Consider the following 17,434-nt stretch of genomic DNA (forward strand, 5'->3'; position numbering starts at 1 on the left):
CTGCTGTAGTTGTCGCTACAGCAGAGCTCGTGCACAAATGGGGGACCTGACCCCGGGTGGCTGTTATACTGACGCCCCCGCAATCCAGTCGTTGCGATGCGTACAGAATGGCAAAGAATGATAGAAATTATAACAAGTGAGCTGGATCAGCAACAGCAGCAGGACAGCCTGCAAGCCCACTTCCAGCCGAATTTTTCGGCCGACGAGATCGAGCAGGTCTACCAGCTGAAACGCGCGCAGCCGCTGCTGCAGGTATTCACGGCGCTGTTCCACGGCGGTTTTGACGGTGTGCTGGTGCGCCTGCTGGTGCTGCGCGAGCTGGCCTCGGACGCCGCCTCGTCCACCTTCTCGCGCGCCGACATCAACACCCGCCTGGCCTACCTGCTGCCCGAGTCGCTGGAAACGGTGCTGATGCGCCTGCGCACCAACCAGCTGCTGGCCTGGGACGCGCAACAAGCCGTCTACCGCGTCACGCCGATGGCGCGCAACGTGCTGTCGGCCATCGACGGCCTGCTGGCGCTGGGCAAGGACGAGGACAACGCCGACATGGGCTTCCTGCTGTCGCAGGTGGCCGGCGCCCAGGTGATGGGCGGCGTCACCGTCGACCAGCTGAATCACCTGCTGGGCCGCCTGGTCGACCTGACCGAAGAATTCTCCGACGCCATCGCCTCCGGTTCCGAGTTCCGCCTGCGCGCTTCGCAAGCCAAGTGGCACACCGCCTGCGACTGGGTGGAGAAGGGCTCCGAGATCCTGCGCGCCATCCTGTCCGACGAAAACGCCGACGGCGCCACGCACAAGGCGGCGCAGGCCATCGGCCGCGCGCAATCGGCGCTGCTCAATATGCAGGGCATGTTCTCGCGCGCGCTGAACCAGATCGAACGTCAGCGGGTGCACCTGGGCCAGTCCGGCCTGTCCACCACCGACATCAAGCGCTGGCTGCTGCTGCACGAAGACCTGGCCTCGCTGGCCGAAGGCGCGATCGACCAGCCGGTGGTTCCGCTGTTTATCACCCCGGCCGAGATGATCGACGTCGCCGAGACCGAACTGCTGCAGGATCGCGTCGCCAGCGCCGTCTCCGGCGGCCTGCCGGCCGGCACCGACGCCCCGACCACCATCAGCGACGGCCCGCAGATGCAGCGCGAGCTGGACGACTGGCTGGCGCGCTTGTCCGACTTCGCCGCGCTGGGCAACTTCCCCAGCATCGCCGACGAAGGCCCGAAATCGATCCCGGTGCAGGATTCGCTGTTGCCGGCGTCGTTCGCCGTGGCCTCCTACCGCGCCTCGCTGCTGCCGTTGTTGGGCGACGCCGACGAGGCCCGCCTGCAAGGCGCCACCGCCGAACTGGCGCGCCTGCCGGTGACCTTCACCCCGACCGACGAAATGATACAGCTGCCCGATTTGCACGTGGCGGCGATGTCCCTGGCCTCCCTCTCACTGTCTTTGAATACGGAAGGCGACAAGTCAGATGAATGACGATTCCCAAATCCTGATCGCGCGCCTGCTGACGCATCAAACCCTGCGCCGCGACGATAAACTGGTCAAGCGCGTGCTGTCGGACGAATTGTTCCGCGCCGAAGTCGACGCGCGTTTGCTGGCCACCGGCCTCAAACTGCTGGACAACGTCTACGCCGACCACGTGACGATCGCGCTGCACCGCGCCATCGAGCCGAAGATCTTCGGCGCCCGCGACGTCTGGCAGAACAATAACTTCGGCCTGTCGCGTGACGGCGTGGCCCTGCTGGTGGTGCTGTGGGCGCAGATCATCCTGCCCAAGCGCGAACGCCAGGAGACCCACCAGCACGCGGACGACGACCAGAACGATATGTTCGGCGTCGAGAAGCCGCTGCCGCGCGCGGAAGACACCTCGATCGGCATCGCCTACAAGGCGCTGCTGGCCGACTTCGGCGACAAGCTGGGCAAGAAGACCCGCCTGGACATGAACCTCGGTATTTTGGCCAAGCTGGGCTTCATCGAGCGCCGTGGCGACATCATCGTCGAAGGCCCGCTGCTGGACCTGATGATGGATACCGACCAGCTGAAAGAGCGCATCATCAACGGCGCGCTGGCCGACGTGTTCAAACGCTCGCCGGCGCAGATCATCCCGGTGCCGCGCAGCGCGCCGCCGGTCGCCGCCAACGACGAGGCGCCGCTGGAAGAACCTGCGCCGGAAGACGCGCCCGCCGAGGAAGAGATCATCCCGGCATTCGAAGCGCCGCCGCCGGCGCCGCTGCCCGAATCGATCGACACCGAACTTCCAGCCAAGGACTAAGCCATGTTTCACATTAAATCGTTAGAACTGGTCCACTGGGATTACTGGCAGCGCATCAAGAACATCCCGCTGGACGCCAAGATCATCACCATCGCGGGCCAGAACGGCTCCGGCAAGACCACCTTGCTGGACGCCCTGCGCACGCTGTTCGGCCTCGATTGCTCGATGGGCCGCACCTACAAGCACTACGCCCGCCACAGCGGCCAGCAGACCGCCTGGCTGCGCGCCGTGGTGGACAACAAGAACGTCGGCAAGCAGCTGTCCAACCGTCCGTTCCGCAGCTCCGGCTTCTTCAGCGACGACGAAGTCACGCTGTTCTGCCAGATCCAGAAAAACGGCGGCGACTGGAAGCGCCAGTACCTTATGCGTCCCGGTAACGTGCAGATCGAAGACATCGGCGAAGCCGGCAACGACTGGCTCGGCGTCGAGAATTACCGCAAGCGCCTCGCCAACGCCGGCCTGTCGCCGGCGATGGCGAAAGTGCTGGCGCTTGAGCAGGGCGAAACCGACAAGCTGTGCGAATACGCGCCGCGCCAGTTGCTGGACCTGGTGTTCCAGGTCTTCGGCGACAAGGAAGTGCTGGACGCCTACGACGAAGCCAAGCGCCACCAGCGCGACACCGAAGTCGAACTGAAACGCTTCGAGTCGGAACTGGAAGCCTCCAAGACCAACCTGGAGGGCCTGCGCCTGCGCGTGGCCAATTACCACCAGTGGGAAGACCTGAACAAGGAACGCCGCAACCTGCAGGAAGAAGTACTGCCGACGCTGGAGTACCACGAAGCGCGCGAGAAGCACGCCAACATCAGCCGCCAGTTGCGCGATGCCCGCAAGCCGCTGATGCAGGCCGACCAGCAGCTGACCGACAAACGCAACGCGCTGGCCGCGCAAGCCAAGGCGCTGACCGACGCGCAGCAGCACGAGACGGTGCTGGAGCAGGAATCGACCGCGCTGCAAAGCCGCCTGAATCAGATCAACGGCAAACTGAAGCCGTTGGACAGCCTGCTGGAACAGAAGGTCCGCCTGCAAAAGCTGGCCGACGACGCCGGCGGCGACCTGGCCGCGGTGGCGCAGCAGTTGCAGGAAAAAGAAGTCGAACTGGCGCGTCAGCGCATGGCGCGCGACGCCGTCGCCACCAAGATCGCCGGCGAACTGTCGACCATCGCCGCCTTGCAGGGCAAGACCGCGATGCCGGAACCGGAAGCGCAACGCGGCATGCGCCGCGCGCTGAACGACGCCGGCATCAGCCACGCCATGCTGTCCGACATCGTCGAGGTGACGGACGCGCGCTGGCAGGGCGCGATCGAAGGCGTGCTGGGTGGCTATGCCTCCGTGGTGCTGCTGGATAAATCGTCCGATGCTTCGGCCGCGTACCGCCTGGCGGAGAAGGAGCGCTATCGCCACTTCATCGTGCCGGACCTGGTGCACGCGCCGACGGTCAAGGACGACTCGCTGATGTCGGTGGTGAAGTTCTCGGCCAAGGTGCCTTCGTGGCTGGTGGAGCAGCTGTCTCGCATCACCCGCGTGGACACCGTGGATGCCGGCGCCAAGCTGGGCAGCCACGACGAGTGGATCACGCCGGACGCCTACCACCGCGAACGCCGCGGCGGCCGCTCGCTGTTCGTGGAAGCTTCGCGCTACCGCTTCGGCTCCGCCGGCCGCACCCAGCGTATGGAAGCGATCCAGAAATCGCTGCCGGCGCTGGAAGCGCAGGAAGATGGACTGACCCTGATCGTGTCCAAGCTGGCGACCGAAATCAGCTCGCTGAAATCGCGCCTGGCCGGTGTGGACGCCGCCAAGGAACTGGCCGCGCGCCAGGAGGAATTCGACGAGGCGGCGCGCAACGCCGTGCCGTTGAAGGAAGAACGCACCGAAGTCGGCACCCGCCTGGGCGAGCTGCAAACGCTGATCAAGAACGCCGTCGTCACGCGCACCCGCGCCGACACGACGTGGCAGAACGCGCGCTTTGCACTGTCGGAATCGGAAGCCGGTCTGCGCCTGAACAACAAGCGCCAGATCGAACAGCGCTCCGACCACGCGCGCGCCTTGCTCACGCTGCGCAAGGCCTGGCGACACCTGCCGAAGAGCTGGCGTCGTCCGGCGCGCCGTGCAGGCCTGGTCAGCGAACATCAGAACTCGCACCAGGTGGTGTTGCGCGTCCATTCGCTCGAAGCCAGCCTGGCCCGCAGCGACTGGGAACTGGACGCCACCGTGATCGACCAGTACCAGCGCCTGAACGACCAGCTGCATGGCCGCCAGTCGGAGACCGAAGAGCGCCGCTACCAGAACAACCGCGCCATCGAGGCCACCGGCAACGCGCGCGGCGCCTACATGGAGCGGCTGCGCTACACCATCAAGACCTACTCCAAGAACATCAAGGAGCTGGGCGAGCTGGCGGGCATCGAGGTGCATTCCGATCCGGTGCGCCTGGAGAACGACGATACGCTGCTGTCGCAGGCCGGCCTGCACGTTCGTTTCAAGTTCGACGGCAAGGGCATCATCGGCATGAACGACGGCGAAGCGTCCGGCGGCCAGCAGGTGATGAAATCGCTGGTGCTGCTGATTGGTTTGCTGAAGTCGGAAGAAGGTTCCGGCGGCTTTGTGTTCATCGACGAACCGTTTGCCCACCTGGATATCCGTAACATCCAGCTGGTCGGCGAGTTCCTGAAGAACACCGACGCGCAGTACCTGATGACGACGCCGCTGACGCACAACACCGACGTTTACGATCCTTCGGAGCTGACGCTCATCACGAGCAAAAAGAAGAAGGACACGGAGTGGGCGCAGCCTATCTTCGTGCTGCAACGCCGTCCGGTGGAAGCGGCGAAGGTGGCCTGAGTCTGACCGTTCGCGCTCAGGCTTGGGCCGGGCGGTCGTCGAGCAGCTGGTCCAGCTGTTCGGCGAGGGTGGCGGCGGCGAAGTTGCCCTTGGCTCTTTGCACCGCGTCCAGATAGGGGAGGCGCAGCTCGCGCAGCTCTTCGACGGAGCTGGCTTTTTCCACCTTCAGCTGCAAGGTGAAGCCGCGCAGGCCTATCGTGCTCTTGATGGTCTTGTTATAAAACTCGTACAGCGCCTTGAATTGACTGGCCTGTGCGACCGCCACCGGGGCCGGGGCTACGGGCGCCGGCACTGGCGTGGGCGGCGCGAGATTCGCGACCGGCGCCACCGCCATCGTTGCATAGCTGGTTGATAACACGATGAATTCTCCTTCCAGCAGTTCGTTCAGGGCGGCTATGGTGAGTCCCAACCCCGCTACATTCCGCAGCAATTCTTCTTCACTACGACGGCCGTCGATCAATACCAGCAGGCTGCGGAGACGTGGCGCGAGCTGGTACTTGCGCGTCGCGATCTCGTCCCGGCCCTTGGCGGTCTTGTCGTAAATCGAAGTATTCATGAAAGTGCAGATTAGTTGCTCTGTGGATACTCTCAGAATACCACCAAACGTTCTCCACACCGCAGGAAATACGATAGCACTGTCGTTAAAAAGACGTCGCTCTATAAGAGCTCGCCTGTGTCGCTGCCGGTCTCTCCTTCGTCCTGCACCCAGGTCAGGATGTCGCCGGGCTGGCAGGCCAGCCGTTCGCAGATCTTCTCCAGCGTGGAAAAGCGCATGCCCTTCACCTTGCCGGATTTGAGCAGCGACAGATTCTGCTCGGTGATGCCGACATAGGCCGCCAATTCGCGCGACTTGACCTTGCGCTTGGCCAGCATCAGATCGAGGTTGATCAGGATCGCCATCAGACAAAGCCCTCGTTCTCTTCGCGCAGGCGGCGGCCTTCCTGCATCAACCGCGTGATCAGGTAGAACATGCCGCACACCAGTATCAGCATCAGCTGCTCGGAATTGACGCCGATGGCGAAGTGCTGGTCGCCGTTGCCGGTCATGCGCAGCGCCAGCGTGCGCACCGGCAGTTCGAGGATGGACAGCAGCGTCGAAAGCAGGGTGGCGCCGGCGAAGGCCCGCAGGTGGCCGATCGACTGCGCCGTGAACAGATCCTGGCGGCGGAAGTTGAGCAGCAGCCGGTCCAGCCGCCACAGTCCATAGAACAGCACCAGCGTGATGGGCAGCGCCAGGGCCGCGCCGATCGCGCGCTGGGCCGGCGTCAGCGCCAGCTTGGCGCCGAAGGGCATGCCGATGGCGGTCATGTCGATGACCATGGAGCCGATGCTGGGCGCGTAGGTGGTCCAGGCCAGCACGAAGAAGGCCGCTTGCACGGCAACGCACAACCACAGCAGCGCGCGGATCAGGGTGATTTTCATATTTATCGTAATACAGTAAAAAATTATCGTTTTACATTAAAACTTTGTTGTTATATATTGTACATTCACTGGAGATAATCATGAAACTCATATTGGTACTAATGGTGGCGATGTTGTCGGGGTGCGCGGTGCAGATCGGCGAGGGCAGCGTGGTGCGTCCCGACCGCAAGGGCGAGGCCAGGCCTGCGGGCCAGGTCGGCGACGCCGGTACGGCTGCCTACAAACTGGCGCCGGTGTCGCTGGCGGCGGACGATGCGCAACTTAATGGTGTGAGCGCCAGCGGCGACGGTAATGCGCTGACGGTGCTGTACTTCGGCGGCAACGGCTTCCATCTGGACGAACATGGCGACCATGTGCTGGCCGCCGTCGGCCCGTGCCGCGCGGACGTGGTGATGATCGATTATCGCGGCTACGGCCGCAGCACCGGCGTGCCGACCATCGCCACCATGAAGGCCGACGCGCTGCGCGAGTTCGACCTGGTCAACGCCCGGGTGCCGGGTAGGGTGATCGTGCATGGACAGTCGCTGGGCAGCTTCATCGCCGCCTACGTGGCGCAGCAGCGGCCGGCCGTGCGCGGGCTGATACTGGAATCGACCACCACCAATGCGCGCGACTGGGCCAACAATATGCTGCCCTGGTATGCGTGGCCGTTCGTGCGGGTGGAGGTGAGCGAGTCGCTGAAGGGGATAGACAACGTGGTGGCGGCTTCGGGCTTCGCCGGGCCGGCGCTGGTGCTGGAGGGCAGCGACGACAAGGTCACGCCGCCACGCCTGGCGCGCCAGGTCTACGACGCCCTGCCGACGCAATCCAAGCGCATGGTGATGGTGCCGGACGCCGGCCACAATGGCGTGCTGTCCAGCGCCGCGGTGCAGCCGGCCTACTGCGAGTTCGTGCAGCAGCTGGCGGCGCGGTAGTACCCCGCACGGCCAAGCGGGGTCAGACCCCGTTCGGGGTCTGACCCCTAAGTGGCGCCGCATGCGTATCGCTTAAGCATGCGGGGTATTTCACTTGATATCGAAGATATCGATCGGGCGCGGCACCGGCTTCACGCTGCGGCGCCAGCGCAGCAGCATCAGGTGGTAGCAACCCCAGAAGCCGGCGGTCAAGCCAAACACCACGGACGACAGTGGATTGCCGATGAAGTCCGGGTCCAGCGGCAGATGGTCGTGCATGTGCAGGTAGGCTTCGAACAGGCGGTAGATCAGGCGGCCGAAGAACAGCATCGTCACCAGCAGGCCGAAACGGCGGTTCTGCGTGTAGAAGAAGCCTTCGGCCGTGTTTTGCAGGCGGGTCAGTTTCATGTTGCGGTGGCCCAGCGCGGCGCCGACGACGGCGCCGACCAGCAGCGCGGCCAGCGCCTGCCATTTTCCGATCAGGACCACGGCCAGCACGGCCAGCGTCACGCCCGCTACCGCCGCGTAGGTGGCGTGGCGCCATATTTCGGATTTGTTGCGGCCCATCATGCGTTTCAGGCGCGAGTAGATGCGCCAGATGGCCAGCGGCACCAGCAGCAACAAGACGATAGTAGGCATATCCATAAGCGATTCCAACGGCGTGATTCGAAGAACCGCGATTGTACGCCAACCGGCCGTCCCGCCACAGCGTTACAGATTGTCACGCATTATCCGGCAGTGATTGACAATCCCGGATAGCATAAGCAAACTGAACCGCAGCAGCCTCGCTTCTGGACCGAAAGGATATCCATGAACAAACCGTTAACCTTGCTGCCCCTGAATCTGGGATTGATGGCCGCCTCGCCGCAGGCCGGCGCGCAGGAGGGTGGTTACCGCCTGCCGCCTTCCGCCTTGCTGGACATTGTCGACGCGCCGCGCGCGCCGGCGCTCAGCCTGAGCCCCCAGCGCAACCTGGTCGCCGTGGTGCAAACGCCGCCGCTGCCGGGCATCGCCGAAGTGGCGCAGCCGGAGCTCAAGCTGGCCGGCCTGCGCATCAACCCTCGCACCTGTTCCTCCTCCCGTTTCTCCTTCGGCACCGACCTCGGTCTGCTCGACATTGCCACGCAAAAGGAAAGCCGTATCCGCGGCCTGCCGCGCGCGCTGCGGCTGGCGGACCTGGCCTGGTCGCCGGACCAGCGCTACCTGGCGTTCTCGCACGTGGCCTACAAGGGCGAGCGCGGCGCGGTGGAGCTTTGGCTGGTGGATATCGCCAAGCGCAAGGCCTCGCGGCTGTCGGCGCAACCTTTGTCGGCGGTGCTCACGCGCGGCTTCAACTGGCTGCCGGACAGCAGCGGCCTGCTGGCGCATTGGCGTCCGGCCGGTATTGGCAAGGCGCCGCAGTCGGACGGCGTGCCCACCGGCCCGATCCAGCAGGACAGCGAACCAGGTGGCGCCGCGCGCCAGCTGCGCACCTATCAGGATCTGCTGAAGAACGAGGACGACGCGCGCCTGTTCGAGTACTACATCACGGTGCAGATGGTGCTGCTGGACCTGCACGGCAAGCCGCGCATGATAGGCGCGCCGGGGCAGTTCTCGCGCACCTCGATCGCGCCGGGCGGCCAGTACCTGCTGACGCAAAGCGTGACGCGGCCTTACTCCTACATCGTGCCGGCATCGAGCTTCGGCGAGCGGGTCGACGTGCGCGACCTGAATGGCGACGTGCTGCACACGGTGACCACGCTGCCGCTGGAAGAAGGCCTGCCGCAGGGGAATGACGCGGTGTCCGAAGGCGTGCGCCATGTGTCGTGGCGGGCCGACGTGCCAGCCACGCTGGTGTGGGCCGAGGCGCAGGACGGCGGCGATCCGGCGCGTCCGGTGATCGACAACATCCGCGACATGGTCTACATGCACGCGGCGCCGTTCCGCGAACCTCCGCTGGTGCTGGCGCGGCTGACGATGCGCTACGCCGGCATCGCCTGGGGGCGCGGCGATGTCGCGCTGATCAACGAACGCTGGCACAAGACGCGCGACTACAAGCAGTGGATGATCGAGCCCGAACACCTGTCCGCGCCGCCGGAGCTGATCTACGCCGGTTCGTACGAGGACCGCTACAACAGTCCCGGCTCGCCGGTGATGCGGGCCGACGCCAGCGGCTTCCCGCGCCTGCTGATCGGCCCCGGCACCACGGTGTTGCTGGACGGCGCCGGCGCCACGCCGGAAGGCGACCGTCCCTTCATCGACCGTCTGAGCCTGACCACCAGGCAGAAGGTGCGCTTGTTCCAGAGCGCCGCGCCGTATTTCGAGAATGTGGCGGCGGTGCTCAACGACGAAGGCACGCTGCTGCTGACGACGCGCGAATCGCCGACCGAGCGGCCCAACTACTACCTGCGCGACCTGACCAAGCCGGTCGATGCGCAGCTGACCGCGCTGACCAATTATCCGCATCCGACCCCGCAGCTGAAGGATGTGCACAAGGAGCAGATCCGCTATCCGCGCCACGACGGCGTCGAGCTGACGGCCACGCTGATGCTGCCGTCCGGGTACGACGCCGGCCGCGACGGCCCCTTGCCGCTGTTGATGTGGGCCTATCCGCAGGAATTCAAATCGGCCGGCGCGGCCAGCCAGACCACCGGTTCGCCCTACCGTTTCAATGCGGTCAGCTACTGGGGGCCGGCGGCCTTCCTGGCGATGGGGTACGCGGTGCTGGACAATCCATCCTTTCCCATCATCGGCGCCGGCGAAGAGGAACCGAACGACAGCTATCTGCCGCAGCTGGTGGCGGACGCGCAGGCGGCGGTGGACGAGGTGGTGCGGCGCGGCGTGGCCGACCGCCACCGCATCGCCATCGGCGGCCATTCGTATGGCGCTTTCATGACCGGCAACCTGCTGGCGCACACGCGTTTGTTCCGCGCCGGGATAGCGCGCAGCGGCGCCTACAACCGCACGCTGACGCCGTTCGGCTTCCAGTCCGAGGAGCGGCCGTTCTGGCAGGCGCAGGAGGTGTATCAGGCCATGTCGCCGTTTAATAACGCCGACAAGATCAAGGATGCGATGCTGCTGATCCACGGCGCCGAGGACAGCAACACCGGCACCTTCCCCTTGCAGAGCGAGCGCATGTTCCAGGCCATCAAAGGGCTGGGCGGTACGGCGCGGCTGGTGATGCTGCCGAACGAATCGCACGCCTACCGCGCGCGCGAGTCGATCCTGCACATGCTGTACGAAACCAATGCGTGGCTGGATAAATACGTCAAGCACGCCCAACCCCGGTAGAGCGGGGTCAGACCCCGTACGGGGTCTGACCCCATGCCGAAGCCGTCGGGGTAAAATGGTGGCACGTGTCAGCTCAAGGAGTACCGACCATGCACAACACTCACCGCGCCCCCGATCCCGTACCGGTGGATGATCCGGCGCCGCCGGCCATCCCCCATCCCGTGCCGCAGGACGACCCGGTGCCGGACCACAATCCGAGCTAGCCCCGGTCATTCCCGCGCAGGCGGGAACCCATGCTTCCCGTGCTCTAAGGCGTCGTATGGATTCCCGCCTGCGCGGGAATGACTTAGTCAAAGGCCCAGGTGTAGAGCACGTCCAGCGCGTTGTTGGTGCCGGTCTGGAATTGCAGCGAGATGCGCGGGTTCAGCTTGTATTTGAGCTTGACCAGGCTGGTCGCCGTGCCCGCGCCCTGTTCAAAGCTCAGGTAAGCGCGCGACGACAGGCGCTTGCCCACCGTGACCACCGTGGTCTGCAAACCGGTCGCCGCGCCGGCCGCCGTGCCGGCGGCCTGGCTCACGCCCAGTTCATCCACTCCCAATGCATTGGCCAGCTTGCCCTGGCCTCCGCCGAACAGCGCGCCCGCCGCAGCGCTGAGCAGCGCCATGTCGTTGCCGCCGGTGTTGTCGATGCCGTGGCCCAGCACCAGCCAGGCCAGCTTGTCGCTGTCCGACACGGCCGGCGTGGACACCAGCTTGGCCACCGGCGCCAGCGCCGTGCCGCGCACTTCCACGCCCGCTTCCACATTGGTTTCGCTGAGCGCTTCGCCTTCCGGCCCACGGCGCACCGCCAGGATGTTCAGGCCGGGGTTGTCGTAGGCGCCGGTGAAGTTGATCACGCCACGGTCGATCGCCAGTTTTTGTCCGTAGGCCGCATAGGTGCCGCTTTCCACCCGGATGCTGCCGGTGACGCGCGGCGGCCGGCGGTCCGCCACGCGGATGCGCACCGTGCCCGCCAGTTGCGCGTCCAGGCCTTTGCCTTTCAGTTTGAAGGCGTCGCCCAGGTCGGCCTCGAGGTCGATGTTGAGCGGCTGGCCTTGCGGCGTTTTGACCGGGGCCGTGCCCTTGCCGATGATGACCACGTCGTCGCTCAGCGTCGGCGTGTTTTCGCCGGCCAGTTCGATGTTGGCGCGGTCGGCGCGGAACTTGCCGTCCAGCTGGAAGCGCTTGGCGTCGCGTATCAGCGTGCTCTGGCCGCTGATGACCAGGATGCGGTCGGGCCGCGCCAGCACTTCCAGCTTGTCGGCGCCGAGCTTGAGGTTCATGGTGGCTTCGTTGCCGGCGTAACGTATCCAGCCGTCGGCCTGGGCGTGGCCCTCGGCGCCGTCGAAGGCCAGCTTTTGCAGTTGCAGCTGGTCGCCGGAGAGGCGCGCCTGCAACTGGCCGTTGCGCAGCTTGATGCCCTGGTCGACCCAGTTCAGCACCAGCTTGTCGCCGCTGATGTCGCCGTTCAGCTGCGGCGCGCCCAGGGTGCCGCTGCCGCTGACGGCCAGCTTCAGGGCGCCGTCGATTTCCAGTCCCGGTTGGCCGGCCAATGGCGCCAGCCAGGCCAGCGAGCCCATATTGGCGTTGCCGTTCAGCGTGATGGCGCTGCTCTCGGCCAGGCGGCCTTCCTGCAGCTGCGCGGTGGCGTCGATGCGGGCCTGGCCGGCGCGGGTGCCGTCCAGGTTCAGTTGCAGGTGCAGGGTGCCGTCGTTGACGTCGACGCGGCCGTCCAGCGTGCGCAGGCCGAGCGGCTGCGGCAGGTCGGCGCCGGTGATGGTCAGGTCGCCCTGTTCGCGGTACACGTGCAGCATGCCGCCGAGGACCGGCGGGTTGCCCTTGCTGGCCGCTTGCAGGTTCATGCTCCATTCCGCGCCGATGGTCATGTTGCTGCGGACGTTGTCGCGCCAGGCGTCGGAGAGCTGGGCCAGGTAGTTGACCGGCACGCCGGCGGCGAGGCCTTTGCTGCGCCAGGCGGGGCCGGTTTTTTCCAGGCTGTCGATGCGGATGCTGCCGTCGGGGAGCTTGATGGTGGCGCTGCCCAAGGCGATCTGCTCCGGGTGCAGCAGGCCGGCCACGCCGCTGCCGGCGGGGGCGGTCAGCTTCAGCGGCGCCGGCGCGGCCAGCGTCAGGGCGAAGCGGCCGCGGTTTTGCAGGGTGTCGATGGCGCCGGTCCAGCTGTCGTTGGCCCAGCCGCCTTTGACGCGCACGGCGGCGTCGAAGTCGGCGTTGCTGGCGCTGACTTGCAGCGTGTGGCTGCTGCGGGTGCCGCTGGTTTGCAGGCGCGCCTTGTCCAGCGTCAGGGCAGGGGAGACGTAGCGGGTGATCTCGATGTCGCTGACCAGTGGGACGTCGGCGTAGGTGTCGGTTTCGGCGGCGCCGCGTGCTGCCGCGCCGCGCTTGGCTGGCGTTCCCGGCGTGGTCGCTGTTGCGGCGCTGGCCGTCATGGCAATGGTGCTGCCCAGCGTGGCGCTGCCGCGTATCGTGCCGATCTGCTGCTGGCCCGGGGCGCGCAGGTTGGCGCCGTCCAGCGTGAGGGCCAGCGCCGGCTTGGCGCCGGTGCCGGACAGGGTGCCGCTGGCGCGCAGCGCGCCGGCGAACTGCGGACCCAGCGCGGCCAGTTGCGGCGCGTTGAGCTTCCATTCCAGCTTGTCGAGCGCGCTGCCGAAACTGCCCTTGGCTTGCAGGCTGTTGGCGGCCAGCTTCAGGTCGATGTCGGCGTTGCTGATGCTGTTCTTGTCGGCGTTCAGTTTCGCATAACCGCTCAAGGGGGCGTTGGCGAAGGTTGATGGTTGCAGTGTCAGGTTCAGGCCTGCGCGCCAGTCGCTCGCCAGCCGCGCATCGGCCGTGAAGGTGGCGTTGACGGAACCCGCCTGCGCCGCACCGAATGCGGCGGGATTCAGGCGCTGTATGGCTCCGTTCATTTTCAGCTCGGGCGTTTTCTTCGCCCCGGCCAGTGCGATGTCGCCGGCGGCGTGGATCAGGCTATCGGGCGCCGGGCGTTTGGCGGAGGCCAGGCCCAGGCCCTTGACGTCGGCTTCGAAGGTGGTGCGCGGCGCTTCCATGCTGCCGCTGACGATGCCGCTGGCGCTGACGGCGCCGATCAAGTCGCTGGCCACCGCCGACAATTGGCGGGCGTCGATCTTCCAGCGCAGTTGTTCGCCCGGCGCGCCGAAGCTGCCGCTGATGTCGGCGGTGTTCTGCGCCATCGCCAGGTGGGCGTCGACGCCGCTGATGTGTTTTGCGTCGGCATTCAGCTTGCCGTTGCCGGACAGGGTTTGGCCCGCCAGTTTGCTGGCCTTCAGGTCGAAGCTTGCGGCGACCTGCCATGCCGGGACGACGTGGCCGCTGGCGTTGATGTCGGCATTGAGGTCGGCGATCGGATAGCCGGCGCCCAGCGCGGACGGGTCGAAGTGCTCGGCGCGCAGTTTGGCGCTGAACTCCTGCTTGTCTTTCAGGCTGGCCTGGCCGGTGGCGGTGATGCTGCCTTTCTTCGCCAGCAGGCGCGCCTGCTGCAGTTGCAGCACGGCGTCCGCCAGCGTGGCTTGCAGGTCGAGGCGCAGGCCGTCCTGCGACAGCCTGGCGTCCAACGTCTGTTTGGTGGGCGTGCTGGCCAGCGTGATGTCGCCGGCGACGCTGGTTTTGTTGATGCTGCTGTGGATGTTCTTCAGGTCGAAACGGTCGGTGTGCAGCGTGAACTGCGCGGCGTCGATGCCGGCTTCCGGGCCGCTGCGCTTGACGTGGCCGCCGCCGGTGAAGCGTCCCGCCGCGCCCAGGTCGAGCAGCACGCTTTCCAGCGTGGAGGCAGTCAGCGTGCCGGCCAGCTTGCCGCTGAAGGCTTGCAGGGGCAGGCCTTGCTGGTCGAGCGGGGCGGCCTTGTCCTGGTTCAGCAGGGCGAATTGGCCGGACAGTTTCTGGTCCGCCGTGATGGCGGCGCTGGCCTTGAGGCTGAACTTCGCCTGCGGCCAGCCGGGATTGAAGCCGGCCGGATTGAGATCGCTGGCGTTCAGGTCCAGTGTGCGCAGGATAATGGGATCGAACGGCGCCAGCGCCAGATTGGCGTTGCCGCTGGCGCCATTGGCGCTGCCCTGCGCCTTCAATGTCAGCAGCGCCAGGTTGCCGCCGGCTTGCAGCGACAGTTGCGCAGCACCGGTACCGGGAGCTTGCGCCAGCGATGCCTTGCCTTGCAGCGCGAACGGCTTGTTGGCGGCTATCGTCAGGTCGGCCCGGGCGTCGCCGAAAGCAGTGTGTGCGCTGGCGTCTTCCAGGTGCCAGCTGCTTTTGTCGCCGGACAGCTTGAAGCGCAGGCGTTCAATGACATTGCTGCCGGTGGCGCTGGTCAGCGTCAGCTTGTCGAGCCGCGCGTCGGACAGGTTGAGGCGGAACGGCGCGGCCAGCGACTCAGGCATCTTGGCCGGTTCGGACGGGCCAAGGCTCTGCACCGTCAGCGCGGCCACATGCAGCTCGCTGATGGACAGGCCTTCCGAAAAATACTGCAGCGGCGACCAGTTGATGTCGATGTTATCCGCCGTGATGACGCTGTCCTTGCTGCGGTAGACCAGCCGTCCGATGTGCATGCGGTGGTACAGCGATCCGCTCACGCCGGTGACGGTGACCTGCCCGCCGCTGGCGTTGGCGATGCGCTGCACCAGCTGCTGCAAGGTCGATTCGCGGCCCAGCAGCCAGAAGGCGCCGGCCAGCAGGGCCACCAGCACAGCCAGCGAAATCAGCACGCGTTGCGGCCAGCGGCGACGTGGGATCGCTGCAGCGGCGTCCGGCGCGTCCGGTGGCGGATTGTTTTTGTTGTCAGCCATCAGAAGGTGAATCCCAGCGAGAAGTGCAATCGATATTTGCGTACGGCGTGGCCGTAGGCGACGTCCACGTTGATCGGGCCGACGGGGCTCTTCCAGCGCCCACCGGCGCCGTAGCCGGATTTCGGATGCAGCGCGTTGAAGGTGTCGCCCGCGTTGCCGGCGTCGTAGAACACCGCCATGCCGTAGGTGGGCTTGAACCAGTACTGGAACTCGGCGCTGGCGGTGGCCAGGTAACGGCCACCGGTGATCGCAGCGCCTTCGCGCACGCCCAGCTCCTGGAAGGCGTAGCCGCGCACCGACTGGTCGCCGCCGGCGCGGAACAGGTACACGGCCGGCACGCCGTTTTTGTCGCGCGAGGCCAGCGCGCCGAGCTCACCGCGCAGTATCAGGTTGGTGCTGGCGGTCAGCGGCCGGTACCACACGGTGCGCGCATAGCCGCGCACGAAGGCTTCGTCGGTCAGGATGGGTAGCAGCGCGCCGCCCAGCTGCGCGTTGAGCGCGTAGCCCTTGGTCGGGAACAGCAGGTTGTCCAGCTTGCGCCAGGTGACGCCGTACGTCAGCGGCAAACTCTTGCTGGTGCTGGATGGGACGCCGTCGAGGGTCTTGGTCTCGGTCAGCAGCTCCAGCGACAGGCTGCGCTCCAGCAGCGGCGTGCCCCAGGCGCGCTTGCCGGCCACGCTGGCCACGCTGGTGACTTCGCCCGAAATGTCGCTGCGCTCGAACGAGGCGCCAAAGCTGTCGTTGTAGCCGTCCGCCGTGGTGGGGAAGTAAAAGTCGCTGCGCGCGGTCTGCTTCTTGGTCTCCAGCGTCAGCGCGCTTTTCATGCGCAGGCCGAACACCGACAAATCGTCATAGGTCAGCGAGGCGCGGTTGCCGGTGTTGGTGCTGAAACCCAGGCCGGCGCTGACGTTGCGGCGCTTGTTCTCGGTCACGCGCACCAGCAGCGGCAGCGGCGCCATCGCGGCGTCGGCGTTCTGCGCCGGGGTGGCGGCGCCTGCTTCCAGCTGTTCGTTGAGGATGGCGCCCATGTCGGCGCTCACTTCCACGCTGCTGAAGTAGCCGGTGTCCTGCAGGCGCGATTGGTAGGCTTGCAGCGCGGCCTCGCTGTAGTAGTCGCCGGGATGGATCTGGTTCAGGTTGCTGATGATGGCGGCCGGGTAGCGCTTCAGGCCTTCGATGCGCAGTTCGCCGAAGCGCAGCTCCGGGCCGCTGTCGAGCACCACGCGCAGCGCGGCCAGGTGGTTGTCCGGGTCCACCGTGGCCTGGCTGTCGGTCAGCTGCGCGCGCGGGTAGCGCGTCTGCACCACCTGGCGCAGCAGGCCGCGCTTGGCCTGTTCCCAGTCGGTCTGGCGGAACACCTGGCCCTGCTTGAGTGTCCAGCCGGCCTTCAGCGCGGCGGTGTCGAACTGCTTGTCGGCGGCCAGGCCGGGCACGGGCGCGAAGCCCTCCAGCACCAGGTCGATCTCGCCGACCCGCACCGGCTCGCCCGGCTGCACGCTGATCTCGACCTTGGGCGTTTCGCCGTCGCGATCGAGGCGGGCGCTGACCACCGGCGAGTAGTAGCCGTCGGTGGCGACCAGCGTCTTGACCTGGGCCGGCGCGGCGCGCACCAGGCGCACCAGCTGTTCGCGGTCCATGCGCGCGTTGCCGCGAAAGCGCACCAGGTCAAGGTTTTGCTCCAGCAGTTCCTCCAGCGCGCCGGGGGCGTCGATGTGGACGTCGTATTTCAGGCCCTGGGCGGCGGCCGGCGGCGCGAGGGCGGCCAACACTCCGGCCGATATGCCCGCTATGGCGAGGCGGCCGGATACTTTTGTCACAACTTGTGCCAAAATTCGTGATCCTGCCAATATTTTTGCTGGTGATGCCGGTAACATGAGACTCCATCTGGGTGTACGCTGCTTGCCATGTTACCGGATTGCCCTAAAAGATGGCGTACTTATAACGTTGCAACGCC

General features: G+C 66.1%; 11 protein-coding genes. 5 read left to right on the forward strand and 6 right to left on the reverse strand.

Annotated elements, in window-relative coordinates:
* Window positions 1-117: 117 nt before the first annotated feature.
* Genes V6M89_RS27410 through V6M89_RS27420 form a run of 3 tightly spaced genes read left to right on the forward strand, consistent with a single transcriptional unit; the run spans window position 118 to window position 5,104 of the window.
* Window positions 118-1,473 carry a hypothetical protein gene (locus V6M89_RS27410; protein ID WP_332856182.1) on the forward strand — a complete coding sequence of 452 codons (1,356 nt, stop codon included), beginning with the start codon at window positions 118-120 and terminating at the stop codon, window positions 1,471-1,473.
* A complete protein-coding gene (locus tag V6M89_RS27415) occupies window positions 1,466-2,269 on the forward strand; it encodes a hypothetical protein (protein ID WP_332856183.1) in 804 nt (267 codons plus the stop codon). Before V6M89_RS27410 ends, V6M89_RS27415 begins: the two co-directional genes overlap by 8 nt.
* Before the next feature lie 3 nt (window positions 2,270-2,272).
* Window positions 2,273-5,104: an ATP-binding protein gene (locus V6M89_RS27420; protein ID WP_332856184.1), complete on the forward strand. Its 2,832-nt coding sequence runs from the start codon at window positions 2,273-2,275 to the stop codon at window positions 5,102-5,104.
* A 16-nt stretch (window positions 5,105-5,120) separates the two neighbouring features.
* Here the strand turns inward: V6M89_RS27420 and V6M89_RS27425 are convergent, their stop codons facing one another.
* The 3 genes from V6M89_RS27425 to V6M89_RS27435 all read right to left on the reverse strand — a co-directional run bounded on the left by V6M89_RS27425 (window position 5,121) and on the right by V6M89_RS27435 (window position 6,525).
* Complete coding sequence (locus tag V6M89_RS27425; protein ID WP_332856185.1) at window positions 5,121-5,660, reverse strand: hypothetical protein; 540 nt, start codon at window positions 5,658-5,660, stop codon at window positions 5,121-5,123.
* Between the two features lie 101 nt (window positions 5,661-5,761).
* A complete protein-coding gene (locus V6M89_RS27430) occupies window positions 5,762-6,004 on the reverse strand; it encodes a helix-turn-helix domain-containing protein (RefSeq protein WP_332856186.1) in 243 nt (80 codons plus the stop codon).
* A complete protein-coding gene (locus V6M89_RS27435) occupies window positions 6,004-6,525 on the reverse strand; it encodes a DUF2975 domain-containing protein (RefSeq protein ID WP_332856187.1) in 522 nt (173 codons plus the stop codon). The genes V6M89_RS27430 and V6M89_RS27435 overlap by 1 nt, the downstream gene beginning before the upstream one ends.
* Window positions 6,526-6,605: 80 nt before the next feature.
* On the opposite strand from V6M89_RS27435, the gene V6M89_RS27440 reads away from it, so the two are divergent.
* A complete protein-coding gene (locus V6M89_RS27440; RefSeq protein ID WP_332856188.1) occupies window positions 6,606-7,439 on the forward strand; it encodes an alpha/beta hydrolase in 834 nt (277 codons plus the stop codon).
* A 90-nt stretch (window positions 7,440-7,529) separates the two neighbouring features.
* On the opposite strand, the gene V6M89_RS27445 is transcribed toward V6M89_RS27440, so the two are convergent.
* A complete protein-coding gene (locus tag V6M89_RS27445) occupies window positions 7,530-8,063 on the reverse strand; it encodes a hypothetical protein (protein WP_332856189.1) in 534 nt (177 codons plus the stop codon).
* A 165-nt stretch (window positions 8,064-8,228) separates the two neighbouring features.
* On the opposite strand from V6M89_RS27445, the gene V6M89_RS27450 reads away from it, so the two are divergent.
* Complete coding sequence (locus tag V6M89_RS27450; RefSeq protein ID WP_332856190.1) at window positions 8,229-10,688, forward strand: alpha/beta hydrolase family protein; 2,460 nt, start codon at window positions 8,229-8,231, stop codon at window positions 10,686-10,688.
* A gap of 286 nt (window positions 10,689-10,974) precedes the next feature.
* Here V6M89_RS27450 and V6M89_RS27455 read toward each other — a convergent pair whose 3' ends face one another.
* Both V6M89_RS27455 and V6M89_RS27460 read right to left on the reverse strand, forming a co-directional pair.
* Entirely contained in the window at window positions 10,975-15,480 is a 4,506-nt protein-coding gene (locus V6M89_RS27455; RefSeq protein WP_332856191.1) for a translocation/assembly module TamB domain-containing protein, read from the reverse strand.
* Entirely contained in the window at window positions 15,480-17,354 is a 1,875-nt protein-coding gene (locus tag V6M89_RS27460; protein WP_442882006.1) for an autotransporter assembly complex protein TamA, read from the reverse strand. Before V6M89_RS27460 ends, V6M89_RS27455 begins: the two co-directional genes overlap by 1 nt.
* Window positions 17,355-17,434: the final 80 nt, after the last annotated feature.

This window comes from Duganella sp. S19_KUP01_CR8 (assembly GCF_036688705.1).
GTDB lineage: Bacteria > Pseudomonadota > Gammaproteobacteria > Burkholderiales > Burkholderiaceae_D > Rugamonas.

Coding starts and splice junctions, on each gene's coding strand:
- V6M89_RS27455 (WP_332856191.1), bottom strand. CDS start 15,480: ATGGCTGACAACAAAAACAATCCGCCACCGGACGCGCCGGACGCCGCT.
- V6M89_RS27445 (WP_332856189.1), bottom strand. CDS start 8,063: ATGGATATGCCTACTATCGTCTTGTTGCTGCTGGTGCCGCTGGCCATC.
- V6M89_RS27425 (WP_332856185.1), bottom strand. CDS start 5,660: ATGAATACTTCGATTTACGACAAGACCGCCAAGGGCCGGGACGAGATC.
- V6M89_RS27430 (WP_332856186.1), bottom strand. CDS start 6,004: ATGGCGATCCTGATCAACCTCGATCTGATGCTGGCCAAGCGCAAGGTC.
- V6M89_RS27450 (WP_332856190.1), top strand. CDS start 8,229: ATGAACAAACCGTTAACCTTGCTGCCCCTGAATCTGGGATTGATGGCC.
- V6M89_RS27440 (WP_332856188.1), top strand. CDS start 6,606: ATGAAACTCATATTGGTACTAATGGTGGCGATGTTGTCGGGGTGCGCG.
- V6M89_RS27410 (WP_332856182.1), top strand. CDS start 118: ATGATAGAAATTATAACAAGTGAGCTGGATCAGCAACAGCAGCAGGAC.
- V6M89_RS27415 (WP_332856183.1), top strand. CDS start 1,466: ATGAATGACGATTCCCAAATCCTGATCGCGCGCCTGCTGACGCATCAA.
- V6M89_RS27460 (WP_442882006.1), bottom strand. CDS start 17,354: ATGTTACCGGCATCACCAGCAAAAATATTGGCAGGATCACGAATTTTG.
- V6M89_RS27420 (WP_332856184.1), top strand. CDS start 2,273: ATGTTTCACATTAAATCGTTAGAACTGGTCCACTGGGATTACTGGCAG.
- V6M89_RS27435 (WP_332856187.1), bottom strand. CDS start 6,525: ATGAAAATCACCCTGATCCGCGCGCTGCTGTGGTTGTGCGTTGCCGTG.